The 25,749-nt window shown below is 71.8% G+C and carries 25 protein-coding genes and 2 tRNA genes; 19 read left to right on the top strand and 8 right to left on the bottom strand.

Going from position 1 to position 25,749, the window contains the following annotated elements; all coding sequences use genetic code 11:
- Nucleotides 1-77 precede the first annotated feature (77 nt).
- Nucleotides 78-1,169, top strand: coding sequence for a hypothetical protein (locus VEW93_01930; GenBank protein HYI60544.1), 1,092 nt, complete (start codon nucleotides 78-80; stop codon nucleotides 1,167-1,169).
- Nucleotides 1,170-1,196: 27 nt separating this feature from the next.
- On the opposite strand, the gene VEW93_01925 is transcribed toward VEW93_01930, so the two are convergent.
- A complete protein-coding gene (locus tag VEW93_01925; GenBank protein HYI60543.1) occupies nucleotides 1,197-1,679 on the bottom strand; it encodes a hypothetical protein in 483 nt (160 codons plus the stop codon).
- A 186-nt stretch (nucleotides 1,680-1,865) separates the two neighbouring features.
- Here VEW93_01925 and VEW93_01920 point away from each other — a divergent pair, with 186 nt between their 5' ends.
- Nucleotides 1,866-2,813 carry a sulfite exporter TauE/SafE family protein gene (locus VEW93_01920; GenBank protein HYI60542.1) on the top strand — a complete coding sequence of 316 codons (948 nt, stop codon included), beginning with the start codon at nucleotides 1,866-1,868 and terminating at the stop codon, nucleotides 2,811-2,813.
- 70 nt (nucleotides 2,814-2,883) lie between these two features.
- Here the strand turns inward: VEW93_01920 and leuD are convergent, their stop codons facing one another.
- Both leuD and leuC read right to left on the bottom strand, forming a co-directional pair.
- On the bottom strand, nucleotides 2,884-3,477 hold the full coding sequence (gene leuD, locus VEW93_01915) for a 3-isopropylmalate dehydratase small subunit (protein HYI60541.1): 594 nt from the start codon (nucleotides 3,475-3,477) through the stop codon (nucleotides 2,884-2,886).
- Between the two features lies 1 nt (nucleotide 3,478).
- Complete coding sequence (gene leuC, locus VEW93_01910) at nucleotides 3,479-4,912, bottom strand: 3-isopropylmalate dehydratase large subunit (protein HYI60540.1); 1,434 nt, start codon at nucleotides 4,910-4,912, stop codon at nucleotides 3,479-3,481.
- A 70-nt stretch (nucleotides 4,913-4,982) separates the two neighbouring features.
- Between leuC and VEW93_01905 the strand changes: the two genes are divergently transcribed.
- Entirely contained in the window at nucleotides 4,983-5,732 is a 750-nt protein-coding gene (locus VEW93_01905) for an IclR family transcriptional regulator (protein HYI60539.1), read from the top strand.
- Nucleotides 5,733-5,825: 93 nt separating this feature from the next.
- On the opposite strand, the gene VEW93_01900 is transcribed toward VEW93_01905, so the two are convergent.
- The 3 genes from VEW93_01900 to greA all read right to left on the bottom strand — a co-directional run bounded on the left by VEW93_01900 (nucleotide 5,826) and on the right by greA (nucleotide 7,985).
- Nucleotides 5,826-6,275: a GatB/YqeY domain-containing protein gene (locus VEW93_01900; GenBank protein ID HYI60538.1), complete on the bottom strand. Its 450-nt coding sequence runs from the start codon at nucleotides 6,273-6,275 to the stop codon at nucleotides 5,826-5,828.
- A 208-nt stretch (nucleotides 6,276-6,483) separates the two neighbouring features.
- The gene (locus VEW93_01895; GenBank protein ID HYI60537.1) at nucleotides 6,484-7,365 is read right to left on the bottom strand and encodes an alpha/beta fold hydrolase; all 882 of its coding nucleotides are present in this window, start codon (nucleotides 7,363-7,365) and stop codon (nucleotides 6,484-6,486) included.
- 158 nt (nucleotides 7,366-7,523) lie between these two features.
- On the bottom strand, nucleotides 7,524-7,985 hold the full coding sequence (gene greA, locus VEW93_01890; protein HYI60536.1) for a transcription elongation factor GreA: 462 nt from the start codon (nucleotides 7,983-7,985) through the stop codon (nucleotides 7,524-7,526).
- A gap of 246 nt (nucleotides 7,986-8,231) precedes the next feature.
- Here greA and VEW93_01885 point away from each other — a divergent pair, with 246 nt between their 5' ends.
- Genes VEW93_01885 through cimA form a run of 3 tightly spaced genes read left to right on the top strand, consistent with a single transcriptional unit; the run spans nucleotide 8,232 to nucleotide 11,843 of the window.
- Nucleotides 8,232-9,248: a 3-isopropylmalate dehydrogenase gene (locus VEW93_01885; GenBank protein HYI60535.1), complete on the top strand. Its 1,017-nt coding sequence runs from the start codon at nucleotides 8,232-8,234 to the stop codon at nucleotides 9,246-9,248.
- A gap of 11 nt (nucleotides 9,249-9,259) precedes the next feature.
- Nucleotides 9,260-10,174 (top strand): branched-chain amino acid transaminase, encoded by a 915-nt coding sequence (locus tag VEW93_01880; GenBank protein HYI60534.1) that lies wholly within the window; start codon nucleotides 9,260-9,262, stop codon nucleotides 10,172-10,174.
- Nucleotides 10,164-11,843 carry a citramalate synthase gene (gene cimA / locus VEW93_01875; GenBank protein HYI60533.1) on the top strand — a complete coding sequence of 560 codons (1,680 nt, stop codon included), beginning with the start codon at nucleotides 10,164-10,166 and terminating at the stop codon, nucleotides 11,841-11,843. Before VEW93_01880 ends, cimA begins: the two co-directional genes overlap by 11 nt.
- A gap of 85 nt (nucleotides 11,844-11,928) precedes the next feature.
- On the opposite strand, the gene VEW93_01870 is transcribed toward cimA, so the two are convergent.
- The gene (locus VEW93_01870) at nucleotides 11,929-12,393 is read right to left on the bottom strand and encodes a DUF4190 domain-containing protein (GenBank protein ID HYI60532.1); all 465 of its coding nucleotides are present in this window, start codon (nucleotides 12,391-12,393) and stop codon (nucleotides 11,929-11,931) included.
- Nucleotides 12,394-12,573: 180 nt separating this feature from the next.
- Between VEW93_01870 and VEW93_01865 the strand changes: the two genes are divergently transcribed.
- From VEW93_01865 to dcm, 11 genes are all read left to right on the top strand, one after another.
- Nucleotides 12,574-13,104: a hypothetical protein gene (locus VEW93_01865; protein HYI60531.1), complete on the top strand. Its 531-nt coding sequence runs from the start codon at nucleotides 12,574-12,576 to the stop codon at nucleotides 13,102-13,104.
- 150 nt (nucleotides 13,105-13,254) lie between these two features.
- The gene (locus VEW93_01860) at nucleotides 13,255-14,112 is read left to right on the top strand and encodes an alpha/beta hydrolase (protein ID HYI60530.1); all 858 of its coding nucleotides are present in this window, start codon (nucleotides 13,255-13,257) and stop codon (nucleotides 14,110-14,112) included.
- A gap of 64 nt (nucleotides 14,113-14,176) precedes the next feature.
- Entirely contained in the window at nucleotides 14,177-15,655 is a 1,479-nt protein-coding gene (gene gltX / locus VEW93_01855) for a glutamate--tRNA ligase (GenBank protein HYI60529.1), read from the top strand.
- Nucleotides 15,655-16,392 carry a YdcF family protein gene (locus VEW93_01850; protein ID HYI60528.1) on the top strand — a complete coding sequence of 246 codons (738 nt, stop codon included), beginning with the start codon at nucleotides 15,655-15,657 and terminating at the stop codon, nucleotides 16,390-16,392. Before gltX ends, VEW93_01850 begins: the two co-directional genes overlap by 1 nt.
- Before the next feature lie 73 nt (nucleotides 16,393-16,465).
- A tRNA-Gln gene (locus VEW93_01845) sits at nucleotides 16,466-16,537 on the top strand.
- Between the two features lie 59 nt (nucleotides 16,538-16,596).
- A tRNA-Glu gene (locus VEW93_01840) sits at nucleotides 16,597-16,672 on the top strand.
- A gap of 402 nt (nucleotides 16,673-17,074) precedes the next feature.
- Nucleotides 17,075-17,647, top strand: a complete 573-nt coding sequence (locus tag VEW93_01835; protein HYI60527.1) for a hypothetical protein — start codon at nucleotides 17,075-17,077, stop codon at nucleotides 17,645-17,647.
- 16 nt (nucleotides 17,648-17,663) lie between these two features.
- Entirely contained in the window at nucleotides 17,664-19,217 is a 1,554-nt protein-coding gene (locus VEW93_01830; protein ID HYI60526.1) for a hypothetical protein, read from the top strand.
- Nucleotides 19,214-20,959 (top strand): DEAD/DEAH box helicase, encoded by a 1,746-nt coding sequence (locus tag VEW93_01825; protein ID HYI60525.1) that lies wholly within the window; start codon nucleotides 19,214-19,216, stop codon nucleotides 20,957-20,959. The genes VEW93_01830 and VEW93_01825 overlap by 4 nt, the downstream gene beginning before the upstream one ends.
- A gap of 32 nt (nucleotides 20,960-20,991) precedes the next feature.
- Nucleotides 20,992-21,363 (top strand): hypothetical protein, encoded by a 372-nt coding sequence (locus VEW93_01820; GenBank protein ID HYI60524.1) that lies wholly within the window; start codon nucleotides 20,992-20,994, stop codon nucleotides 21,361-21,363.
- 90 nt (nucleotides 21,364-21,453) lie between these two features.
- Nucleotides 21,454-23,082, top strand: a complete 1,629-nt coding sequence (gene dcm, locus VEW93_01815) for a DNA (cytosine-5-)-methyltransferase (protein HYI60523.1) — start codon at nucleotides 21,454-21,456, stop codon at nucleotides 23,080-23,082.
- 137 nt (nucleotides 23,083-23,219) lie between these two features.
- Here dcm and VEW93_01810 read toward each other — a convergent pair whose 3' ends face one another.
- Nucleotides 23,220-24,347 carry an IS30 family transposase gene (locus tag VEW93_01810; GenBank protein ID HYI60522.1) on the bottom strand — a complete coding sequence of 376 codons (1,128 nt, stop codon included), beginning with the start codon at nucleotides 24,345-24,347 and terminating at the stop codon, nucleotides 23,220-23,222.
- 115 nt (nucleotides 24,348-24,462) lie between these two features.
- Between VEW93_01810 and VEW93_01805 the strand changes: the two genes are divergently transcribed.
- Together VEW93_01805 and VEW93_01800 are read left to right on the top strand one after the other, a co-directional pair.
- Nucleotides 24,463-25,335 carry an IS3 family transposase gene (locus VEW93_01805; protein ID HYI60521.1) on the top strand — a complete coding sequence of 291 codons (873 nt, stop codon included), beginning with the start codon at nucleotides 24,463-24,465 and terminating at the stop codon, nucleotides 25,333-25,335.
- Between the two features lie 280 nt (nucleotides 25,336-25,615).
- The gene (locus VEW93_01800; GenBank protein HYI60520.1) at nucleotides 25,616-25,747 is read left to right on the top strand and encodes a hypothetical protein; all 132 of its coding nucleotides are present in this window, start codon (nucleotides 25,616-25,618) and stop codon (nucleotides 25,745-25,747) included.
- The last annotated feature ends 2 nt before the right edge of the window (nucleotides 25,748-25,749 follow it).

Here is a 25,749-nt window from a genome sequence, read left to right as displayed (position 1 = left end):
GGGGGCCCGGCTCCCGGGTGTCACGCCGTCGGCCCGGGCCCTCCCGTAGGGTCGCGGCGAAGGAGAGGGGTACACCCATGGACGCGATCGTCGACGAGGAGCCCGGGCCGTCCGGCCGGGACCCGATGGCCCCGGACGTGGTCGAGGTGGTGGCCCGGGGCATCGGGGCCGTGATCGCGGCCTGCGCGGTGGCCATCTTCACCGTGTACGTAGCCGTCCCCGTCGGCACCGTGGACGGCACCGATGTGCCCGCCCTGATCGACGTCAGCTCCACGTTCCGCGACATCGGTCTCATCCTCCACTGCCTCCTGGTGGCGGCGGCCGGCCTGGCCTACGTGGTCCGCCCGGCCCAGGGCCGGGGGGCGCTGCTGGCCACCGCCCTGCCCCTGCCCTGGCTGCTCGACGTGGCCGGCACCATCCGCGACACCCAGGAGCAGGCCGGCCAGTCGACGGGCGTGCTGCGACTGGTGGAAGTGCTCGGCGTGGTGCTGGCCCTGGCCGTGGCCGCCGGCCTGCTGCTGGCCTTCCTGCGGCTGCGGCCCGGCGACGGCGTGCTGCTGACCGACATGGTGGCCCTGGTGGTGGCCCTGGGAGGGCTGTGGGCCACCCTGTCGCTCGGTTGGTACGACGTGGTCCAGCTGCGAGGGTCGACCCGCTTCGGCGGGCTGCTGGCCACCGAGAGCTGGGCCGGGCGGGGGGCGTGGCTGGGCCTGGGCCTGGCCGTCCTGGCCCTGGTGCTGGCCGTGGTCGACGGGGGCCCGGCCCGCCGGGCCGTCGGGTTGGTCCTGGCCGCCGTCCTGGTGGGCGAGGCCCTGCGCCGCACCCTGCTCTCGTCGGACGACATCCTGGGCCTGCGGGGGGCCACGCCCTTCGGCCCCATCGAGGCCAAGCCGATCGTGGGCTTCATCGTCTTCCAGCTCCTCGGGGCGGCGGCCGGAGCCTGGCTGCTGACCACGTCGGGCGACGTGGACCCCGACGCGGAGGACGGCGACCGCACCGTCGACCCCGGGCCCCCGCCCCCCGGGGGCGAGGCCTCCGGATCGGACCCGATCACCACCCCGGCCGGGCCGGCCGGCCCGGGCGCGCCCCCCGATCCGGGGGGCGCCGCGCCGTCGTTGCCGGAGGGCCCGCCGGCCTCGCCCCCCACGAGCTGGCCCGAGCCCACCTAGGCCCCCGGACGGGCCCGGCGGCCGGGGTCAGCGCTTGGCGGCCCGGAAGCCGTCGGCCTCGGCGGCCCCGACCGAGCGGTAGCACCGATCGGGGTGGGTGCGGTCGTAGGAGAGGCCGCCGGGCACGTGGAAGATGCCGCTGGCCTGCTTGGCCTTCACCGGGTAGCCCTCGGGGCACGCCCCCGCCACCGGTGGCCGCCAGGCCCGGTCCCCGGCGTCGCCACCGGTCGCCGGTGCGGCCTCCCGGACCTCGGTGGCGGTCGGGGCGTTGCGGTTCGCCCCACCCGCGTCGGGGGCGGGGCGGGGCTCCACCGGGCCGGCCGCGGGAGCGGGGGTCGCCGGCGCTCCGGCCGGGGGCGCCGAGGGGATCGATCGCGGTGGGGGCAGGGCGGGGGTCGGCGCCCCCAGGGCCTCGGGGCCGGGAGCAGGCCGGCGGCCGGCCCGGAGCAGGGCCACGACCACGCCGACGGCCAAGCCCAGGAGGAAGGCCCGGCGCCATGGTCGTCGCATGGGCCGATGCTATGGCGCGGCGTGGCCGGGGGTCGGGCTCCGGGCGGTGCCCGGCCCGGTGCCGGTGCCCCAATCCGCCACGGACCGTGACCATTTCGGGCCGGCCGACCACAGAGGGGGTTGCGCACCGGCCGGTTGGTCGGTAATGTCGACCAGACAAGTAGGAATACTCCGAAGGGCTCCCCCATGCGCAAGCTGATCGTCCTCGCCATCGTCGGGCTGGCCGCCCAACTGGTCGACGGCGCCCTGGGCATGGCCTACGGCGTGACCTCCTCCTCCCTGATGCTGGCGGTGGGCCTGTCACCGGCCGCCGCCTCGGCCTCGGTCCACCTGTCGGAGATCGGCACCACCCTGGTGTCGGGGGCGTCGCACTGGCGCTTCGGCAACGTCGACTGGCGCATGGTGGCCCGCCTGGGCGTGCCCGGGGCGGTGGGGGCCTTCGCCGGCGCCACCTTCCTGTCCAACCTGTCGACCGAGGTGGCCACCCCGTGGATGGCGGCCATCCTCCTGGCCCTGGGCCTCTACGTGCTGGGCCGCTTCACCCTGGGGCGCATCCGCACCGACCGCCAGGGCACCTCGTTCCGGGCCCGCTTCCTGGCCCCGCTCGGCCTCCTGGCCGGCTTCGTCGACGCCACCGGGGGCGGCGGGTGGGGCCCGGTGGCCACGCCCAGCCTGCTGGTCTCCGGTCGTGTCGAGCCCCGCAAGGTGATCGGCTCGGTCGACACCAGCGAGTTCCTGGTGGCCCTGGCCGCCAGCATCGGCTTCTTCGTGGGCATCGGCAACGAGGGGGTGCGCCTGGGCTACGTCCTCGCCCTCCTGGCCGGCGGCATGGTGGCCGCCCCCCTGGCCGCCTACCTGGTCCGGATCATCCCTGCGGCCATGCTGGGCTCGATGGTGGGCGGGATCATCGTCCTCACCAACTCCCGCACCCTGGTGCGCGAGGCGGACATCGCCGGGGTCGGCGCTGCCGCCATCTACGTCGGCATCGCCGTCCTGTGGGCCGCGGCGGTGGCCTGGTCGGCCCGCCGGGTGCTCCGGGACCGGGCCGCCGCCCGCCGGGCCGAGGGCGACCAGGTCGGCCCCGAGCCGGTGCCGTCGTCGCCCGGCACCCCCGTCGAGTCCGCCCTGGCCTGAGGCCCGTGGGGCCACCGCCCCCGCCTCGGACGCGCGCCGTCGGGGGGACAGGCGTCCACGTTCGCTGGTCTCAAGCGGTGGTGGGGAGCCAGGCCGGGCGGGTGGTCTCGTAGGTGTCGATGGACTCGGCCCGGCGCAGGGTCAGGGCGATGTCGTCCAGGCCCTCCAGGAAGCGGTGGCGCACCGAGTCGTCCAGCGGGAACTCCACCACCAGGCCCAGGGCGGGGGCCTCCAGGGTGCGGCGCTCCACGTCGATGGTGATCTCCAGGGTGGGGTCGGCCTCCACGGCCCGCAGGAGCTGCTCGCCCACCTCGGGGGTGACCACCACCGGCACCAGGCCGTTCTTGGTCGAGTTGTTGCGGAAGATGTCGCCGAAGCGGGGCGACACCACGGCCTGGAAGCCGTACTGCTGGATGGCCCACACCGCGTGCTCCCGCGACGAGCCGGTGCCGAAGTTGGGCCCGGCCACCAGGATGGTGGCCCCGGCGTGCTCCTCCTGGTTGAGCACGAAGTCGCGGTCGTCGCGCCACTCGGAGAACAGGCCCTTCTCGAAGCCGGTGCGCGACACCTGCTTGAGCCAGTCGGACGGGATGATCTGGTCGGTGTCGACGTCGGAGCGGTCGAGCGGCACCGCGGTGCCGGTGACGATGCGGACGGGATCCATGTCAGGCCTCCGGGGCGGGGGTGGCGGTGGCGGGCAGGTCGGCAGGGGTGGCGAAGTGGCCGGCCACCGCGGTGGCGGCGGCCACCGCCGGGGAGACCAGATGGGTGCGCCCGCCCCGGCCCTGGCGGCCCTCGAAGTTGCGGTTGCTGGTCGAGGCGCAACGCTCCCCGGGGGCCAGCTTGTCGGGGTTCATGGCCAGGCACATGGAGCAGCCCGGGTCGCGCCAGTCGAAGCCGGCCTCGACCAGGATGCGGTCCAGGCCCTCCTCCTCGGCCTGGGCCTTGACCTTCCACGAGCCCGGCACCACCAGGGTCCGCAGGCCGGAGGCCACCCGGCGACCCTGGGCCACCGCGGCCACGGCCCGCAGGTCCTCGATGCGGCCGTTGGTGCAGGAGCCGATGAACACGGTGTCGACGCCCACCTCCTTCAGCGGGGTGCCGGCGGCCAGGCCCATGTACTCCAGGGCCCGGTTGGCGGCGTCGCGCTCGGAGGGGTCGGCGAAGGCGGCAGGGTCGGGCACCGCCGCGGTGATGGGGGCCACCTGGCCGGGGTTGGTGCCCCACGAGACGTGGGGGAGGATCTCGGCCCCGTCCAGGCGCACCTCCTGGTCGAAGGGGGCGTCCTCGTCGGTGCGGAGGGTCTGCCAGTGGGCCACGGCCTCGTCCCAGGCCGGGCCGGACGGGGCGTGGGCCCGGCCCTCCAGGTAGGCGACGGTGGTGGCGTCGGGGGCGATGAGGCCCGCCTTGGCCCCGGCCTCGATCGACATGTTGCAGACCGTCATGCGGCCCTCCATGGACAGGGCCTCGATGACCTCGCCCCGGTACTCGGCGATGTGGCCGATGCCGCCGCCGGTGCCGATGCGACCCAGGATGGCCAGGATCACGTCCTTGGCCGTGCTGCCCTCGGGGAGGGTGCCGTCCACGGTGATGGCCAGGGTCTTGGCCGGGGCCTGGGGGAGGGTCTGGGTGGCCAGGACGTGCTCGACCTCGCTGGTGCCGATGCCGAAGGCCAAGGCCCCGAAGGCGCCGTGGGTGGAGGTGTGGCTGTCGCCGCAGACGATGGTCATCCCCGGCAGGGTGAGGCCCTGCTCCGGCCCGATGATGTGGACGATGCCCTGCCCGGGCGTGCCCATGGGGTGGATGGTGATGCCGAACTCGGCGCAGTTGCGGCGCAGGGTCTCGACCTGGGTGCGGGAGACGGGGTCGGCGATCTGGAGGTGGGTGTCCTGGGTGGGGACGTTGTGGTCCTCGGTGGCCACGGTGAGGTCGGGCCGGCGGACGGGGCGGCCGGCCAGGCGCAGGCCGTCGAAGGCCTGGGGGCTGGTGACCTCGTGGACGAGGTGGAGGTCGACGTAGAGCAGGTCGGGCTCGCCCTCGCTGCGGCTCACGACGTGGGCGTCCCACACCTTCTCGCTCAGGGTCCGGGGCTGGGCCACGGCGCTCTCCTCTGTCTGCCGGTGGATCCGGGCTTGACTATCTCAATATTTGAGACGATCATCTCGCTTCGTGGAACGCACTGTAAGCGGGGTCGGCGTGCTCGACAAGTCGCTCTCCCTCCTGCGGGCCCTGGCCGGCGGCCCGATGGCCCTGGCCGGGCTGGTCGAGGCCACCGGGGTGTCGCGCCCCACCGCCCACCGCCTGGCCTCGGCCCTGGTCGAGCACGGCCTGGTGCGGCGCACCGACGACGGCCGCTTCGCCCTGGGGGCCGAGCTGGTCGGGCTGGGTCGGGCGGCGGCGGCCGGCTGGCCGTGGGGCGACGCCGCCGGGCCGGCCCTGGCCGCCCTGGTCGAGGCCACGGGGGAGAGCGCCCAGCTCTACGTCCGCCAGGGCGACGTCCGGCTGTGCCTGCTGGCTCGGGAGTCCTCCCACGAGTTGCGCACCATCGTGGCCGAGGGGGCCCGCCTCCCCCTGGGCGTCGGCTCCGCCGGCCGGGTCCTGTCCGGGGTCAGTGGCTCCGAGGGCGACACCGACCGTGGCCACGCTCCAGGCGGCCCGGGCCGGCCCGGTGGAGCTCCGGCCGGATCGGATCGGTCGGATCCTGCCGGCGAAGGCTCTCCGGCGTGGGTGGAGTCGGTGGAGGAGCGGGCGCCGGGGGTGGCCTCGGTCAGCGCCCCGGTCCGGGACGCCACCGGGGCGGTGGTGGCCGCGGTGGGCGTGAGCGGCCCGGTCGACCGCTTGGGCCCGTCGCCCGGCGCCCGTCACGGTGCTGCCGTCGCCGCCGCCGCCCACCGCATCGAGGTGGCCCTCCCCCGCTGACCGCGGTCCCGCCTGGGCCCAGCTCGGACGCAGGTCTCCCGCCGAGAAGACCGTGTCCGGGGCGGAGGTTCAGCCCGGCGCTGAGGTCTCGGGTCAGCCGGACAGGCGGGCCCGGACCAGGCCGGCCAGGGCCTTGCCGTCGGCCCGCCCGGCCACCTCGGCCTGGACGGCCTTCATGGCCGGACCCATGTCCTTGGGCGAGGAGAAGCCTCCGTCGGCCAGGACCCGATCCACGATGGCGGCCACCTCGTCCTCGGTCAGGGCCTTGGGCAGGTAGCGGGCCAGGACCTCGCCCTCGGCCCGCTCGCGATCGGCCTGCTCGGCCCGGCCCGCCTCGGCGAAGGCGGCCGCCGCCTCGTCGCGCTTCTTGGCCTCGCGGGCGATGGCGGCCTGCACGTCGGCGTCGCTCAGCTCGCGGGCCTGGTCGCCGGCCACCCGGGCCTCCTTCACCGCGGCCAGGGCCGACCGCAGCACGGCCACGGCCAGCTCGTCGCGGGCCTTCATGGCCGTGGTCAGGTCGGACTGGAGCTGCTCGGCGAGCATCGGGGCCTCCCGGCGTCGTGGGACGTCCACTCTGGCCGATCCGGCCCCCACCGTCCCCGCGCACGCCCTCCCGCCCCCGACGCCACGTCCTCCCGGCCACCTTGGACCCGGGTCCGCCCCATGCGGCGACACCGGTCCAAAGCTGGGGGGGGAGAGCCGGTCAGGCGGGGCGGGGGAGAGCCGGTCAGGCGGGGCGGGGGAGATCCGGTCAGGTGGGGGCGGTGATGTCGTCCAGGGCCCGGCGGAGGGTGGGGACCCACTGGTCGGACCGGGTGACGGCGGCGTTGTGGGGACCGGCCACCTCGTAGGTGCGGGCCCCGGGGATGGCGGCGGCCAGGCCCTGCTGGCGGCGGGGGGAGACGGTGCGGTCCCGGGTGGTCACGATCACCGCGGTGGGCACGTCCACGTCGCCGATCCAGGCGGTGGACCGGAACCGCCCCAGGGCCGAGCCGACCTGGAGCAGGCCGGCCGGGTGGCTGCGCAGGAGCTCCTGGCGGTACCAGTCGGCGTGGGGCCCGTCGGCCACCTTGCCGTGCACGGCCTGCTGCATGCGGGAGCGGGCCGGCCCCGGCCACAGGCGCACGGCGGGGGCGACCCAGGCCTGGCCCCGGTACCAGAGGTCGCCGGCGGGGCCGGTCTGGAAGTGGCGGGCGGTGGAGCACAGGACCAGGCCGGCCACCCGGTCGGGGTGGCGGCGCCACACCAGCTGGGCCACCGCCCCGCCCAGGGAGTAGCCGGCCACCACGGCCCGCTCCACCCCCAGCGCGTCGAGCACGGCCACGCAGTCGTCGGCCAGGTCGTCCAGGCGGAGCCGGCCCCGGGCTGGGAGGCCCCGGCCGTGGCCCCGCAGGTCGGGGGCGATGGCCCGGTACCGGTCGGCCAGGGCGGGGTAGGTGGGGGCGAAGGTGGCATCGGCGGTGACGGTCCAGCCGTGGACCAGCAGCACGTCGGTGCGGTCGCCCCGTTCGACGTCGGCCCGCACGAAGGCGGCCCCCCGGCCCGGGAGGTCGAGCACCTGCCCGTCGGGCAGCCCGACGGGGGCCAGCGGGCCCAGCCCGGGGGTGGCGTGGTCGTCGGTGCCGGTGGCCATCGCGCCTCAGTCTGCCGTCCGTCCCAGCCGTTCTGAAGCGCCACCGCCCATGCGAGCGTGCGCTGGCGCCTCAGAAGTGGGAGGGATCGGGCTGCGGCCGTTCTGAGGCAGCACGGATCGTGGAAGCGTGCGCTGGCGCCTCAGAAGCGAGAAAGTGGCTACTCGACCTTCAGGATCTTGACGGGCATCTGGTAGCCGGTCGGGGTCTCGTAGGTGAAGGAGTACCCGGCCTCCTTGCCCATCAGGGCCGCCCCCAGGGGCGACCCGGTCGACATGACCTCCAGGTCCTCGACCCGCTCCTCGATGGAGCCGATGAGGTAGCGCTCCTCGTCGCCGTCCATGTCGATGGTGACCACCGATCCCGAGCTCACGGCCCCGCTGCCCTCGGCCTCGACGATCTCGGCGTCCTCCAGCAGGGCGGCGAGGTGCATGATGCGCCCCTCCATCTTCCCCTGCTCCTCCTTGGCCGCGTGGTAGTCGCCGTTCTCGGACAGGTCCCCGAGCTCGCGGGCGGCCTCGATCTTGCGAGCGATGTCGACCCGACCCCGGGTGGTGAGGTCGTCGTGCTCGGCCTTGAGGCGGTCGTGCGCGGCTTGCGAGAGCTGGACGTTCCCGGACATCGGGTCAAGGGTAGCGAGCACGCCCCCCGGGGGCGTCAGGGCCCCGGTGGCCTGGCCCCGGGGGGGTGGCAACGCGTGGCCGGGGCCGCCGGTGGTGCGGTATGCTCCGGCCCGTGATGCACCCGTCGACCCCGGTAGCGATCATCGCCTAGCGCACGTCGACATCCCGGCGTGCGCCTCGACCGTCCACCTCGGGTGGGCGGTTTTCTTTTGCCCACCCACCCCTGCAGACGAGGACGGAGCGACGTGGCCCACAAGGTGGCAGTCATCGGAGGAGACGGGATCGGCCCCGAGGTCGTGGCCGAGGCCCTCAAGGTGCTGGGCGCGGCCGGCGTCGACCTGGACACCACCGACTTCGACCTGGGCGGCGCCCGGTACCTGCGCGACGGCACCGTCCTGCCCGACGAGGTCCTGGACGAGCTGCGGGCCTACGACGCCATCCTCCTGGGCGCGGTGGGCACCCCCGAGGTCCCCCCCGGCCTGATCGAGCGGGGCCTGTTGCTGAAGATGCGCTTCGCCCTCGACCAGTACATCAACCAGCGCCCGTTCACCGACCCGGCCAAGGGCATCGACATGGTGGTCATCCGCGAGAACACCGAGGGGGCCTACGCCGGCGAGGGTGGCTTCCTCCGCCACGGCACCCCGCACGAGGTGGCCACCCAGGGCTCGGTCAACACCCGCATGGGCGTCGAGCGCTGCGTCCGCTACGCCTTCGCGCTGGCCCGCACCCGTCGGAAGCACCTGACCCTGGTGCACAAGACCAACGTGCTCACCTTCTCCGGCGACCTGTGGCAGCGCACCTTCGACGAGGTGGCCGAGGAGTTCGGCGACGTCGAGACGGCCTACAACCACGTCGACGCGGCGTGCATCCACTTCGTGCAGGACCCAGGCCGCTACGACGTGATCGTCACCGACAACCTGTTCGGCGACATCCTCACCGACCTGGGCGGCGCCGTGTCCGGGGGGATCGGCCTGGCCGCCAGCGGCAACCTCAACCCCGATCGCACCAGCCCGTCGATGTTCGAGCCGGTCCACGGATCGGCCCCCGACATCGCCGGCCAGAAGAAGGCCAACCCCCTGGCCGCCATCCTCTCGGCCGCCCTCATGCTCGACCTGCTGGGCGAGGACGAGGCCGCGGCCCGGGTGCGGGCCGCCTGCGCCTCGGTCGCCGCCGAGCTGGCCTCCGCCGCCACCGGCGCGGCGGCCGGCCCCCACCCCGCCACCACGCCCGAGATCGGCGACGCCGTCGTCGAACGCCTGTAGGAGCGCCTCCGATGCCCATCACGCCCACCGAGAAGATCTGGATGAACGGCACCCTCGTCCCGTGGGACCAGGCCCAGGTGCACGTCCTCACCCACACGCTGCACTACGGCACGGGCGTGTTCGAGGGCATCCGGGCCTACGAGACGGCCGACGGGCCGGGCATCTTCCGCCTCACCGACCACATCCGCCGCCTCCACGAGTCGGCTCGCATCGTGGGCATGCCCATGCCGTACTCGATCGAGGAGCTGGTCGCGGCCACCAAGGCCACCGTGGCCTCCACCGGCCTGGCCAGCTGCTACATCCGGCCCATCGCCTACTTCGGGTACGGCGAGATGGGGCTCAACACGCTGCCGTGCAGCGTCGACGTGGCCATCGCCTGCTGGCCCTGGGGCGCCTACCTGGGAGACGACGCCCTGACCAAGGGCGTGCGCATGAAGATCTCGTCGTGGACCCGCCACGACCACAACACCATGCCCCCGGCGGCCAAGACCACCGGGAACTACGTCAACTCGTCGCTGGCCAAGGTCGAGGCCCTGAACGCCGGCTACGACGAGGCCATCATGTTGAACCCGCAGGGCTTCGTCTCGGAGTGCACCGGCGAGAACATCTTCGTGGCCCGCCACGGGCGGCTGATCACGCCGCCGCTGTCGGCCGGCGCCCTGGAGGGCATCACCCAGAGCACGGTCACCGCCATAGCCCGCGACCTGGGCTTCGAGGTCGAGGTGGGCAACCTGGCCCGCAGCGACCTGTACATCGCCGAGGAGGCCTTCGTGTGCGGCACCGCGGCCGAGGTCTCGGCCGTGGCCTCCGTCGACGACCGGGAGATCCCGGTGGGGCCCATGACGCGGGCCATCGGCGAGGAGTACGCCCGCACCGTGCAGGGCCGGGTCGACCGGTACAAGGACTGGGTCGAACATGCCGAGTGACCCCGCCGTCCCCGGCCGGCCGGCCTACGACGTCGCGGCCCGGCGCCCGGCGGGAGCCCCCACCGCGGTCGACGTGTTCGACACGACGCTGCGCGACGGCGCCCAGTTCGAGGGCATCTCGCTGACCGTCGAGGACAAGCTGCGGGTGGCCGAGCAGCTCGACTGGTTGGGCGTGCGGTGGATCGAGGGCGGCTTCCCCCAGGCCAACCCCCGCGACGCCGAGTTCTTCGCCCGGGCCCCCTCCGACCTGCGCCTGGAGACGGCCGAGCTGGTGGCCTTCGGCTCGACCCGCCGCCCGGCCGGCAAGGTCGACGTCGACCCCACCCTGCGGGCGCTGGTCGAGGCCGGGGTGGGCACGGCCTGCATCGTGGGCAAGAGCTCGGCCTTCCACGTCGTCGAGGCTCTGGGCACGTCTCTGGACGAGGGCGTGGCCATGGTGGCGGACTCGGTGCGCTTCCTCCGGGCCGAGGGCCTGCGGGTCTTCTTCGACGCCGAGCACTTCTTCGACGGCTACCGGGTCGACCCCGAGTTCGCCCTGCGGGTGCTGGAGGCCGCGGCCCGGGAGGGGGCCGAGTGCCTGGTGCTGTGCGACACCAACGGCGGCTCGCTGCCCCACGAGGTGCAGGCCGCCACCGCCGCCGTGGTCGCCCACCTGGGGTCCGACGTGCAGGTCGGCATCCACACCCAGAACGACGCCGGTTGCGCGGTGGCCAACTCGGTGGCCGGGGTGCTCGGTGGGGCCACCCAGCTCCAGGGCACGGTCAACGGCTACGGCGAGCGCACCGGCAACGCCAACCTCATGACCTGCATCCCCGACCTGGAGCTGAAGCTGGGCATCCGGTGCCTGCCGGCGGGCCGCATGGAGCGCCTCACCGCGGTGAGCCGCCACGTGGCCGAGCTGGTGAACCTGCCGCCCCACCCGGCCGATCCCTACGTGGGGTCCTCCGCCTTCGCCCACAAGGGCGGGCTCCACACCTCGGCGTTGGACAAGGTGGGGAGCGCCTCCTACGAGCACGTCGACCCCGCCGTGGTCGGCAACGCCACCCGGGTGCTGGTCAGTGACCTGGGCGGCCGCTCGGGCATGGCCATGAAGGCCCGCGAGATGGGGGTCGAGCTGGACGGCGCGGCGGCGGCCACCCTGACCGAGGAGCTCAAGGCCCGGGAGGCCGTGGGCTTCGTCTACGAGGCCGCGGACGCCAGCCTCGAGCTGCTCATGCGGGCCGCGGGGGGGTGGGCGCAGGACTTCTTCGCCCTGGAGGGCTACCGGGTCACGACCTACCACCGCAACGCCCTGCGGGGTGGCGCCCCCATCGACGCCGAGGCCGGGGAGTCGATGGTCGACACCGAGGCGTCGGTCAAGGTGTGGGTGGGCGAGGAGCGGCGGGTGGCCATCGGCGAGGGCAACGGCCCCGTCAACGCCCTGGACCAGGCCCTGCGGACCGCCCTGGACGGCAGCTACCCGGCGCTGGAGCGCATCCACCTCATCGACTTCCGGGTGCGGGTGCTGGACTCGTCGTCCACCACCGGGGCCGTGGTGCGGGTGCTGGTCGACTCCACCGACGGTGAGCGCACCTGGACCACCATCGGGGTCGACACCAACATCATCGAGGCGTCGTGGCAGGCCCTGGTCGACTCCATCGTCTACGGCCTGCTCCACACCCCCGCCTGACCAGGACCGCGGGCCCGCCCGGCCGCGGGCCGGCTCCCGGCCCGGAGCGCGGGGCCCCGGGCCGGGAGCGGCCCCCGATCAGCGATCAGCAGTCGGGATCCTGGATGAAGCGGTCGCGGTCGCAGGTGCCGTCGCTGGGGTCGCTGTTGACCCCGCCCCGGCAGTCGGGGTCCTGGACGATGCGATCGGAGTTGCACACGCCGTCGGACGGGTCGGAGTCGACCTCGTTGGCCGCGAACACGACGAGGGCCAGGAAGGCGATGCCCCAGATGATGCCGATGACGCCGGTGATGATGCCGGCGATGGCCATGCCCTTGCCGTTGCCGTTGAGCGCCTTCGACCGCTTGATGGCCACGATGCCGAGGGGGATCGACACCAGGCCGAGCACGGGGAAGCAGAGCATGGCGATCAGGCCGGTGACGAGGGCGCCGATGGCCATGCCGTTGCTCTGGTTGGCGACGGGGGCGCCGTAGCCGGGCTGTGGGTAGCCGGGCTGCTGCCCGAAGCCTCCAGGCGGGGGCGGCGGGGGGCTGGGGGGCGGATACGACATGGGGGCCTCCGAGGGACGGACCGCCCGCTGCGGTCACCGATGGTGGCCGCAAGGTAGCCCAGCGGCGCCCCGGACGCGCGGGACGCCGGGGCGGGGCCGGGCGGGGGGTCGGCGTCGGTCGGCCGGGTGGGGCAGGCGGCCGTGGGGCCGCCGGGCGGGGCGGGGGTAGCCTCGGCGGCGATGGCTGCTCCGGAGTACGTGCCCACCGACCCGCTGGCCCGCGTGCGGGCCTACCGGTCGAGCCCGCGCCGACCCGAGTCCTGGGTCGCCGACCGGCCCGGGGAGATCACCGGCGGCCAACCCCGAGGTGACCGCTTCGGGGCCCCGGGTCCCGACCTGGGCTTCGCCCTCAAGATCGCCCGCACCTTCGACGGCCGCCTCCACCTGGCCGAGGGGGAGGGCCACCACGACGTGGTCGAGGGTTGCGTGGCCGTGGCCATGAAGCGGGCGTCGCTGTTCGGCCGGGCCCCGGTGGTCCACGACCTGGCTGTGGCCTTCACCGTGTGGGGCTACCTGGACGCCACCCCCGATCCCGAGCTGGCGGCCGTGCGTCGGCGCCTGTTCGAGGGGGTGGGCCACGCCGCCCACCACTACGTGGCCCAGCGCCAGGTGGTCGACGCCGTCCCCGACACCACCCTCCGCCTCGGCCCCGCCCAGGTGGACGAGGCTCATGCCGCCGACTGGCGCGCCCTCCTCGACCTCCCCGCCTGATCCGGCCCTACGCCCCTGACCCGGCCCGGCCCGGCCACCCGACCCCGCCCGGCCACCCGACCCGGCCGCCGACCTGGCACGGTTTCGTACCGCATGGGTCCGAATCCGTGCCGAGAACGGGAGGGGGGCGGGTCCCGTACGGTGCGGCCCGTGACCGCCCCCGTCGAGCACCTCACCCTCACCGCGTCGGGCCTCAGCTTCGACGCCCTGGCCCTCGGGCCCCCCGACGGCGAGCTGGTGCTGCTCCTGCACGGCTTCCCGCAGACGGCCCGGGCCTGGACGCCCCTCCTGGCTCCCCTGGCCGCCGCCGGCTACCGGGCCGTGGCCGTCACCCAGCGGGGCTACTCGCCCGGCGCCCGCCCCGAGGGCGATGAGGCCTACGCCATGGACGACCTGGTGGGCGACGTGCTGAACCTGGCCGAGGCGCTGGGGGCCGAGGCCTTCCACCTGGTCGGCCACGACTGGGGCGGCGCGGTGGCCTGGCAGGTGGCCGGCACCCACCACACGAGGGTGCGCACGCTCACCGTGCTGTCCACCCCGCACCCCAGCGCCTTCCGCCGGGCCCTGGCCGGCGAGCTGGGCGGCGACCAGGCCGAGCGCAGCGGCTACATGGCCCTGTTCGCGGCCGAGGGGACGGCCGAGCTGTTGGCCGCCGACGGGGCGGCCGGGCTGCGGGGCCTCTACGAGGCCAGCGGCCTGCCGGCCGAGGAGGTCGGGCCCTACGTGGAGGCCCTGGGCTCGGTCGAGGTCCTGGACGCGGCCCTGGCCTGGTACCGGGCCGCCCGTGACCGGCTCACCGGGGACTTCGTGGACATCGAGGTGCCGACGCTGTACCTGTGGGGTGTCGACGACCTGGCTCTGGGGCGGGAGGCGGCCGAAGCCACCGGCGACCACGTCACCGGCCCCTATCGCTTCGTCCCCCTCGACGGCGTGGGCCACTGGGTGGTGGAGGCCGCCCCCGGCCCGGTGGCCGACGCCCTCCTGGCTCACCTGGGCGCGGCGGGCTGACCGCCCCCTCCGCCAGGAGTAGGGGACAACGTCCGGCAAGGTGGGCACCGGTACTGTCGACCGGGTGACCGGTGCCCCCATCGTCCGCTTCGCCCCCTCGCCCACGGGCTACCTGCACGTCGGCGGCGCCCACTCCGCCCTGGCCAACTGGATGGTGGCCCGTCGGTCCGGCGGCACCTTCCGCCTCCGCATCGAGGACACCGACGCCGAGCGCAACCGGCCCGAGCTGGTCGAGAACGTCCTGGACATGCTGCGCTGGCTGGGCCTGGACTGGGACGGCGATCCCGTCCACCAGAGCGACCGTCGCGACGAGCACCACCGCACCGCCCTGGAGATGGCCGAGCGGGGCCTGGCCTACTGGTGCGATTGCACGACCGAGCAGGTCCAGGCCCGGGCCAAGGAGCGGGGCGGCCCCCCCGGCTACGACGGGCACTGCCGGGACCGGGAGCTGGAGCCGGGCGAAGGTCGGGCGCTGCGCTTCCGGGTGCCCGAGGGCCGCACCGGCTGGACCGACCTGGTGCGGGGCGAGGTCACCTTCGACAACACATCCCTGGAGGACTTCGTGCTCCTCCGTTCCAACGGCAGCCCCGTGTTCCTCCTGGTCAACGCTCTGGACGACGCGGCCATGGGCATCACCCACGTGATCCGGGGCGAGGACCACGTCAACGGCACGCCCAAGTACCTGATGATCCTGCGGGCGCTGGGGCTCCCCGAGCCGGAGGCCTTCGCCCACATGCCGTTGCTGGTGAACGAGAGCCGCAAGAAGCTCTCGAAGCGGCGCGACGACGTGTCGGTGGCCGACTACCGGGCCGAGGGGTTCCTGCCTGAGGCAATGGTGAACTACCTGGCCCTGCTGGGCTGGGGGCCTCCGGACGGGGTCGAGGTGCGCCCCGTCGCCGAGATCGTCCCGCTGTACGACCTGGCCGAGGTCAACCCGTCGCCGGCCTTCTTCGACCGGAGGAAGCTGCTGCACGTCAACGGCGAGTGGATCCGGGGCCTCGACGTGGACGACTTCGTGGCCCGGGCCGCCGAGTTCCTGCCCGCCGGGGACGAGCCGCTGGCCGCCCTGCGGGCCCTGGCCCCCCTGGTCCAGGAGCGGGTCAAGACCCTGGCCGAGGTGCCGGACCTGGTCGACTTCCTGTGGCTCGAAGAGCCCGACGTCGACCAGGCGGCCTGGGACAAGGCCATGGTCCGGGGCAGGGCGGCCGGCGAGGTCCTCGACGGCGCCCTGGCCGAGCTCCGGTCCCTGGCTGCCACCGGCGACCGGGACGAGGGGGCGGGCGCCACCGGCACCGGCGACGAGGCGGCCGGCCCGACCGGGGGGTGGACGGCGGAGGCCCTCTCCGCCGCGGTGGAGCGGGTGGCCGCCGACGTCGGCCTGGTCAACGCCGAGGGCCGGCCCCAGGTCGGGAAGGCCCAGGCGCCCATCCGTGTGGCCGTCACCGGGCGCAGCGTGGGCCCGCCGCTGTGGGAGTCGCTGGTGGTGCTGGGGGCCGAGCGGACCCTGGCCCGCCTGGCCGCGGCCCGGGAGCGCCTGGGCTGATGGCCTGGCCGGGCGCCTCCGCGCCCTCCGGCGGACCGGGCCGTTCCGGCTCCACGGTGCTCACCGGCGAGCACTCGGCCGTCGGCCCGCCCCCCGATCCCGGCCCTCCGCCCCCGGCGCCGGGGGCCCGGGCCCGGCGGTGGCGCCGGCGGCTGGTCCGGGTCGTGGCCCTGCTCCTCCTGCTGGCCCTGTCGTACCTGGCGGTCACGTTCCTGCAGGTGTGGCGGGCGTCGAGCCGGGACGACACGGCCCGCGCCGATGCCATCGTGGTGCTGGGGGCGGCTCAGTACGACGGGCGGCCGTCGCCGGTGCTGGAGGCGCGGCTGGGCCATGCCCTGGACCTCTACGAGCAGGGCCTGGCGCCCCGCATCGTGGTCACCGGCGGGCGCCAGGACGGGGACACCTTCACCGAGGCCACCTCGGGCTACAACTGGCTCCGGAGCCGGGGCGTGCCCGACGAGGCCATCCTCAAGGAGGTCGACGGGCACAACACGTTCGAATCGCTGCTGGCCGCCTCCCGCTTCCTGCGGGCCCGGGGCCACGACGAGGTGCTGCTGGTGTCCGACGGGTACCACGCGCTGCGGGTGGCCGGCATCGCCCGGGAGGTGGGCCTGGAGCCCTACGTCTCGACCGTGAACCCGGACAGCTCGTCCATCGGAGCGCTCGGCCGGGAGACCTTCGCGGTGGCCGTCGGGCGGGTCATCGGCTACGGCCGACTGACCCGGATCACGGGCTGATCGGGCCCCTGGTGGGGGCCCGAACCGGTGTGCATCCCTCGAGGGGGGTCGGGTAGGGTGCCGGCTCCACCTTTCGGGGGTGGTGTAATCGGTAACACAGCTGGTTCTGGTCCAGTCGTTGGGGGTTCGAGTCCTCCCCCCCGAGCGGATCGAGCGCCCGGCGCGAGATCACATAGGTCCCGGCTCCGGCCGGCGCCGTCGAAGGCCCCCATCGTCTAGCGGCCTAGGACACCACCCTCTCAAGGTGGCGGCACGGGTTCGAATCCCGTTGGGGGTGCCAGCATCAGAGCCCCTGGTAAGAGCGCAGAAATGCGCCCTGGCCAGGGGCTTTGTCGGTCTGGATGACGGCCCGTCTCGTCCAGGCTGTCCTGTCCTGTCCTGTCCTGTCCTGTCCTGTCCTGTCCTGTCCTGTCCTGTGCTGTCCTGTCCTGTGCTGTCCTGTCCTGTGCTGTCCTGTGCTGTCCTGTGCTGTCCTGTGCTGTCCTGTGCTGTCCTGTGCTGACAGGACCGGACCCGTAGCGCGCCATTTGTGCCAAAATTGTGCAACATCGGGTCTGTGCCTCCCCACCGCCATGGTGATCTGAGCCGAGCCTCGAGGCGGTTTCTGTTCAGGCCGCTGACCCGCTGGGGCCCGGATCGTCAGAAATCTGTGACGGACCGCCCTTGAATGGGTCACGAGTGCGTGAACGAGCAGATCGAGGAGGCCGAGCAGCCCACGGCAACCATCGATCAGGTCATCGAGCAGTGGCTTGACGATGGCTACTTCGACGGTGTCCACCGCAAGTTCCGCAACGAGTTCGGCGACCTCGGCGAGGCTGACATCGAGGACGCGGTATCGCGGGTCGTCGACAAGATGCTCGCTGGGCCCAGCGGGGCCATCCGACATCCCCGGGGGTATCTGGTCGTCGGCGTCCGTTACCGCCTGAGGAACGTCCTTCGTCGGGTGGTCCCCGATCAGCTACCGGAGGACGAAGACACGAGGCTCGCCGCGCGACCTACCCAGGACGAGCAGATCTTCGCGACCGAGCTGTTGCGCGTTGTGAAGGAGCGGATCGCCTTGTGGCCGAACCGCAAGATGGCCACCGTGACCCTTGCCTACGTGGAGGCGGCCTACTACGGCGAACTGGTCGGTCCGGAAGAACTGCAGCAGATCGTCCTCGACAACCTCGGTGAGGACGTCACTCTCACGAACGTATCCACCCTCCTCAACCGCGGCCGTGCCCGGCTCATGGTGCAGCTGGCGGGCAAGGCCTGATCCCCTAGGAGCACTTATGACCGACACCGACACCGACACCGACACCGACACCGACACCGACACCGACACCGACACCGACACCGACACCGACGAGACCGACGCTGCATCCGACCTGCGTGCACTCATCCAGGAGACGGACGTGCTGCTGGATGGATTCGATGTGGACGTCGCCGAGGCCGTGCGCCTCGGGGTCGAGCAGCCCCTCGACGACGAGACGGCCCGCCGCTTCTACACGAAGATTCTCACGATCCTTCGAGGCGATGATCCAGAGGTCATCGTCCGCATCCGTGATGAGGTGGATGGTCTCGTCAGGGCGGTCGCGCGGCCTCCGGCTGAGCCCGTCGAGCTTCAGCTCCGCAACCACAACGGCCTCACGCCGCACCCCGTGTCTCCTGTCCCCATGTTCAACGGGGTATCCGTGGTCATGGAGGAGGGCTACGCGGACGTCAACGACCTCATGTTCTGGGACGACAACGACCGATACGTCCTCCACGTCAAGGAGTTCCAGGAGCGATATCACCGCGAACCCGAGGAGCATGAGCTGCTCGGCATCCTTCTGGGTGAGGTCGCTCTTCCTAGCCTGGGCCTTGATGACCCGTTCGAGATCAAGGATCTTGCCCGCAGCATCGCTCGTAAGGGCGTCGAACGCCCCCCTGTCGTCGACAAGTACGGCGTCCTGAGGGACGGTCATAGGCGCTCTGCGGCTGCCCGCTATGTCATCCAGCACCCTGAAACGTTCAGCGGAGACGAGCGCGAGCGGGCTCGCTGGGTGAAGGTGTGGGTCGCTCGTGACGCGACGCCTGACCAGATCGAGGCGATCGTGGTCGGGCTCAACTTCGAGGAGGATTACAAGAAGCCATGGCCGGAGTACGTCAAGGCTCGTCGGGTCGTCGAACGGTTCGAGTCCGAGCGAGATGCTCTCGGCGGCCGCTTCCGTCAGTCGATGGAGGCCGATATCAGGAAGCGCGTCGCTGCTCACTTCTCGATCAAGGTCGGTGATGTCACCCGCTACCGGCGGATGGTCAACTGGGCTGCAGATTTCGAGGCGTATCACACGGATGAGGGGGGTCATGACCCTGCCGCCGTCCGGTACCGGGCCAACAAGATCTTCCAGTGGTTCTACGAGATTCAGGCCGGCCGTGGCGATGAGAAGCTCACCGCCAAGCTCGATCAGGATGACGAGCTCAAGCGGGTCGTCTACGACCTCATGTGGGAGACCCTCGACTCGGGCGCCCAGGTCCGGTCTCTGTACAAGGTCGTCGCCGACGATGCCGCCACCAACTTCCTCGTCAAGGCTCACGAGAACCTCGATGATCCGGAGACCGCCAAGGGCTTCGTCAAGGACGCCCTGGAGGAGGTCGCGCGCAAGGGCAAGACCAAGGCTCGCGGACGCGCTGGGTTCGACGGTTTCCTGAGGGGCGTCGTCGACAGGCTGGGCGGCACCCCGCCCGACTACTGGAGCGACGTGAACACCGACCTGTTGATCGATCTCCAGAGGGTGATGCGCTCCGCGCTCGGCACCATCGACGGGCAGCTCACTGCCCGCCACCCGGGCGAGGGCGAACAGTGACGCTCGGCTCCGTCACCGTCAGTCCCGAGGGCGATCGGCTCCTCCTACGGGCCGATGGGGCGGGGCACCGGGTCGGTCGGCTCCTCGCGACCGCCGATCCCCCCGTGAGGTCCCGTCGCTCCGGCGACACCGTCAACATCTCCTGGCCCGATGCCGACCGACTGGACCAGATCGACGGATTCGACTTGCGATGGGACCGGCAGGCACGTCGCTGGGTCGACAACCGACGTCGAGTAAGCAGTCACGCAGCGGCCGTTCGGGTGGCTGTCGAACGCACCCTCGTGAACGGTTCCGTGCCGGCGCGAGCCTTGCTTGCTCACCACGGATGGGTCGACCTGCTCGATGACCACCAGACGGTGAATGTCGCCGCGCTGACGGTTCCCGACGGCTGGGGGGGATGTGTCTTCGATGAGCAGGGCACCGGCAAGACGCCTACCACGATCGCCGCGTTCGACGTGCTCCACCAACGCGATGAGGCGGACGTCCTCGTCGTGGTCGCCCCCAAGTCGATGGTGGGCGAGTGGCCCGTCGAGGTCTATCGCTTCAGTGACGGGCTCTACAAGACCGCTGTGATCACCGGGACTCGGGCGCAGAAGGCGCAAGCCATCGAGTCCGGAGCGGACGTCCTCGTCTGTAACTACGAGGCCGTCGGCACCATGATCGTCAATCTGGCACTTCTCGCCGAACGTGCCCGGATCATGCTCGCGGTCGACGAGTCGTTCTTCGTGAAGAACCCCGACTCGGCCCGTACGAGCGCCATCCGCAAGTTTCGGGAGCACTGCACGCACGCCGTTGTCCTCTGCGGCACGCCGGCTCCCAACTCCCCTGTGGATCTCGTCGCCCAGTTCGACCTCGTCGACTTTGGACACACCTTCCGTGGCGTCCATCTCGACAAGGACCGGGACATCGCAGCGCGACAGGTCCGGGCGGTTCTCGATGACCGCGGGGTTTATCTCCGATCCCTCAAGCGCACCGTCCTCCCGAACTTGCCGACGCGAACCTTCTCCGAGGTCCCGGTCGACATGGCTCCCGACCAGGCGGGCGCCTACCGGGCCGCACTCAACGACATCGTCCTCGACCTCCGCAATGCTTCCGATGAGGACTACCAACGCACCATCAACAGCTTTCTCGAACGCCGAGCCGCGCTCCTCCGCATCTGCTCGGACCCATCCGCCCTGATCCCCGGATACACCGAGACTCCAGCGAAGATCACCGCGCTCGATCGTGTGGTCGAGGATCTCGTCCGCCAGGGCGAGAAGATCGTCCTCTGGTCGTTCTACCGGGCGAGCCTCGATCGGGTCGCCCGAAGGTACGCCGACCACGGTCTCGTCAGGATCGACGGCTCGATCACCGACGTAGCGCAGCGGCGCGAGGCCGTCCGCAGCTTCCAGGACGACCCCGACACGATGATCTTCGTCGGGAACCCTGCTGCGGCTGGCGCCGGTCTCACCCTGCACGCCGCCCGCTACGCGATCTATGAGTCTCTCTCCAATCAGGCCGCCCACTACCTCCAGTCCCTCGACCGAATCCACCGCCGCGGTCAGACGCGCGAGGTCCACTACGTCACCCTCCTATGCACCGGTACGATCGAGGAGGCCGAATACGCCCGCCTTCTCGACAAGGCTGACCGGCAGGCAGACTTGCTCGGCGACCCGCCCGCCCCGCGGCCGAACAGGACCGTCCTCCTGGACGAGTTCGCCGCGCTCCTCGCCGCCGCCCCGCCCGGGGCCGATCGGCTGTGACGGCACCGACCGCCGCTCACGAGATGCGACGCATGCTGCTAGGAGACGTCGCGGATCTCGCCGGCTACCTCATCGAGATTCCCTACGGTGAGGATCTCCTTCCGGACGTCGTTCGCCTTCACCCTCACCGCCCATCCCTCCTGGTCGCCGATGCGAAGGACACCGAGACCGCCGCGTGCGAAGCCACCCGCCGGAGGTTCGCCCGGTACCTGCGGCACTCGCGACGATGGACTACGGCCGGGTTCGACGTAACCGTCGCCATCTCCCACGGCCCCGGCTCCGGGCCGTGGGACGCCCTCATCTTGGCCGCTGCCAGGGACGCCCGATCTACGGTCGCCCTGCCCCTCACGATCCACCTCGATGAGCTGACCGCCCTGACCTGGGCCGGCGTCACCGGGGACTGAAGCCGCAGGGTAGGAGCACTCAACGAGCAAGCCTCCGGTCGATAGGGTTCGCGTGTGCCCTCCCCCCCGACGCAGATCCGCTCGCCACTCGTGGCGATCGACCTCTTCTGTGGCGCTGGCGGTCTCACCGAGGGCTTCAGCAGCGCCGGGTTCGAGGTTCCGTTCGCGCTCGACCGCGACCGCGACTCGTGCGAGTCGTACGCCCTCAACCACAAGCGCACGGATGTCGTGAAGGCGTCCATCACGGACCTCTCACCGCGTGACATCGCCGACCGGGTCGGTCGTCCCGTGGACGTCGTCATCGGTGGACCCAGTTGCCAGGGGTTCTCGACCGCCCGCAAGGAGCGCTGGCACGATCCAGAGAGCGACCGGAATGGCCTCTGGAGACACATGCTCGGCGTCGTCGAGCACCTGAGACCCCGAGCGTTTCTCATGGAGAACGTCCCAGGAATGGTCCACTGGAAGGACGGCAACTTCGGCGCCAAGATCCTTGCCGAGTTCCGCAACCTGGGATACACCGTCGCTGAGCCGCGCATCCTTCTCGCCGCCGACTATGGGGTACCTCAGCGGCGCCGTCGACTCTTCATCGTCGGGCTGCTCGGCGACGACGAGTTCGAGTTCCCGGCGCCCACCCACATGGGCGGCTGGCGTCGCGACACCCTCGACCTATGGGAGGAACGCCGCAAGAAGGCCGGTCTCCTCCGCCACCTCTCCTGCTGGGAGGCGCTCGCCGACCTGCCGCTCCTCGAAGGCGGCACTGGCACCCCTGGTTCCCGGCACGTCCGCATTCCACAGCCGCCGTTCATGCGGCGGATGCGCGGCGGAGTCACGGTCCTCCGTGACCACGAGACGTACGAGATGGGCGACGACCAACTCGCCCTCATCAGCCATGTTCCCCAGGGAGGAACCTGGAGGGACATCCCCCGCCACCTCATCCCGGACCGCCTCCGAGGCATGCGCCGCACCGACTCATCGAACCTGTTCGGCCGCCTCGACCCCGCCCTACCGTCCTACACGATCACCACCCAGTTCACGAACGTCACCGTCGGGTGCAACATCCACCCGTTCGAGGATCGGGGCCTCACCATCCGCGAGGGTGCTCGCCTCCAGTCCTTCCCCGACAGGTACCGCTTCGTCGGCTCACTCGCGTCCCGGTCGCGACAGATCGGCAACGCAGTACCGCCTCTACTCGCCCAGATCCTCGCCGAGGCGGTCGCTCGACAGTTGGGTGCCGATATACCCGTCTCCAAACCCGTGAAGCCGGCGGCGCAGATCCCGACGCCGCCGACGAGCGCCGCAGTTCGTGAGCGACTCGGCCGGCAGGCGAAGCGGGACACCAAACCTGAAACCCTCCTACGCGACCAGCTCCACCTTCTGGGCGTCACCGGCTACACCACGGAGGTCCGGCCACTCGAGGACGTACGTCGCACCGCCGATCTAGGGTTCCTCCCGGAACGGTTCGCCGTGTTCGTTGACGGCTGCTTCTGGCACGGCTGCCCGGATCACTACCGGGGCACCAAGTCCAACACGAAATGGTGGCGCGACAAGATCGACGCGAACAAGCGCCGTGACGCGGACACCACCCTCCGGCTTGAAGCTGCCGGATGGATGGTCGAGCGCGTCTGGGAGCACGAAGATCCAGTGCTAGCGGCTAGGAGAATCGAGGCGACCCTCGAAGCACTCCGCTCTGGTACCACGCCCGAGTCGGCCGTGAGCTAGTGCCGCGTCAGGCAACGTTCGGCGGGTTCCGCCCGGCCAGATGACGCCCCTCGCGGGCGCCCTCAGCCTCGACTTGAGGACGGCTCGGCCTTCGGTCTGCGTTCCTGCGAGGAGCGCCCTCGAGCACACTCAACCGTTCAGTGCAACACCTGGTCGAGAATGGTGACGGGCGTCCGGTAGTCCAGGGCCTTGCGGGGTCGAGTGTTGAGCTTCGTGGCGATGATGTCGAGGTCGGCCTGGGTGACGTTCGCGAGCGAGGTGCCCTTCGGGAAGTACTGGCGGAGGAGACCGTTCGTGTTCTCGTTCGTGCCGCGCTGCCAGGGGCTACGCGGGTCGGCGAAGTAGACCTCGAGCCCGGTCCAGGTGGTCACGTCCTTGTGTCGGGCGAGTTCCATCCCGCGGTCCCAGGTGAGCGATCGGCGCAGCTCGGAGGGGAGCTCGCTCATCTTCTCAGCGATGCGCTCGGACACGGTGATCATGTCTCGGCCGTCGAGCTGGACCAGTACCGTGAACCGGGACTTCCGCTCTACCAGCGTGGCCATCTGCGTCACGCCTCGGCCGAGCAGGAGGTCCCCTTCCCAGTGGCCAGGTACGGCGCGGTCTTCGACTTCGGGTGGGCGATCGTGGATGGACACGGCGTCGGTGATCTGACTTCGGATCTGGCCCTTCACGCTGTGGCGCTTGTGCTTGCGGATCGGCCGGTGGGTCCGGAGGTGCTTGGTGAGGTCCCGGGCCAGGACCCCTCGGGCCTGGATGAACAGGGTCTTGTAGATCGTCTCGTGGCTCACCCGCATTTCCGGATCGTCGGGGTGCATCACGGCCAGGAACCCGGCGATCTGTTGCGGGGACCAGTCCTCGACCAGCCTGTCGCGCACGAAGTCAGCGAGCACGGGGTTCTGGTCGAGCCGACAGGGCTTGGGCCGCTTGGCCCGATACCAGGCCCGGTCCTGGGCGTCGATCGCTCGATACCTCGCACAGCCCTTGTTGCGGGCGATCTCCCGCGAGATCGTCGAAGGCGACCGCCCGAGCCGAACCGCGATCTTGCGCATCGAGTCACCCGCGGCGAGCCGTCTCGAGATCTCCTCGCGTTCCTGCAGGGTCAGGTGCCCATCCCTCGGCCGGCGCGGCAGCGCGTACACGCCACCGCGCGTGCGCAGGATCGTGTACACCGACCCAGCCGGCTTGCCCATCGCTCGGCTGATCTGGCTGATCGACTCACCTGCGTGCCATCGCTCCCACAGCTCATCCTTCCGAGCGTCGGACATCCCCGGTCGCCCCAACCTGGCCATCGTCACCTCCAACGGTCAGGACAAGGAGACCACCCCCGTTGCGCTGACTCGTTGAACTCAGGGCGGCCTATTTCGCCCGGGAGACGATGCGGTGACCGGCTTCTGCTTCGTCGATGAGCATCAAGCCGAGTACCGCATCACCGACCTGTGCCGTGTCGCCGGGGTGTCGAGGTCGTCGTTCTACGCCTGGCGGGACCGGGAGCCCTCGGCCCGCCAACACGCCGACGCCGAGCTGCTGGTGGAGATCCGCCAGATCCATCAGGCATCACGGTGCACCTACGGGTCGCCGAGGGTCTGGGGTCAGCTCCGCCGGGCCGGCCACCGCGTCAGCCGTAAGCGGGTCGCCCGGCTCATGGCCGCCGACGGCCTCGTCGGTGCACACAGCCGGCGCCGGTGGCGGCGAGGTCGGAACCCCAAGATGGTCCCCGCCCCGGACCTGCTCAATCGGGACTTCACCGCCGAGCGATCCGATCTGCGGTGGGTGGCCGACATCACCGAGTTCGCCTGCATCGACGGCAACCTGTTCCTGGCCGGGATCCGTGACCTCCACGACCGCGGCCTGGCCGGCTGGTCCATGGGCGAACGCCAGACCACCGATCTGGTCATCGCCGCGCTGGTGATGGCCCTCGGACGACGCAACCCCAGCGGCACGCTCTTGCACCACGCCGACCACGGATCGCAATACACCAGCGTCGAGTTCACCAACCGGCTCGCCGACTGGGGCCTGACCGGGTCCTACGGCAGCGTCGGCGACGCCTACGACAACGCCGCCATGGAGACCTTCTGGGCCACCCTCAAGCGCGAGATCCGCCACATCTGGGGACCCTGGGAGAACCTCACCCGCTCCGAGCTGCGCACGATCCTGTTCGACTACATCGAGGTCTTCTACAACCGCCAACGACACCAACGCCGCCTCGGCGACCGCACCCCCGCCGAGGCCTACGCTGCCAGCCCAGCAGCCTGATCTACCAAAACCCCGTGTCCACCAGAACGGGGCAACTCCAGTTGGCGGACACGAGGGCGAGGCCAGCGGCGAACATGATGGTGGAAACGATCCCGATGGTGGCGTCGGGTCGCACGCCGCGTTGGCGGCCGATTCAGTGGATGAGGAGGCCGGCGGTGAGGGTGGGCGGCGACAGCGCCGAGGTAGGGGTCGAGGCCGGGTTCCTCGCTGCATGGTCCGAAACTGCGCTCTAGGGTGTCGGCCACTCGGGGCCCGCCCGGGTGGAACGCGGAGGAATGCAATGATTTTCGACGAGATGATTGTGGCGCTGCCGATGAAGGAGGTGTCGGGCTCCTACGACACGGATCGTCAGCAGTGGTCGGAGGCCAGCGAGGCGCAACGGTCCCCGCAGAAGCACCACCAGGAGAACTGATT

Source organism: Acidimicrobiales bacterium, from assembly GCA_035630295.1.
Classification (GTDB): Bacteria; Actinomycetota; Acidimicrobiia; order Acidimicrobiales; family Iamiaceae; genus Iamia.
Note: the sequence above shows the minus strand (reverse complement) of the source record. Positions and strands in the feature narration are given on the sequence as shown.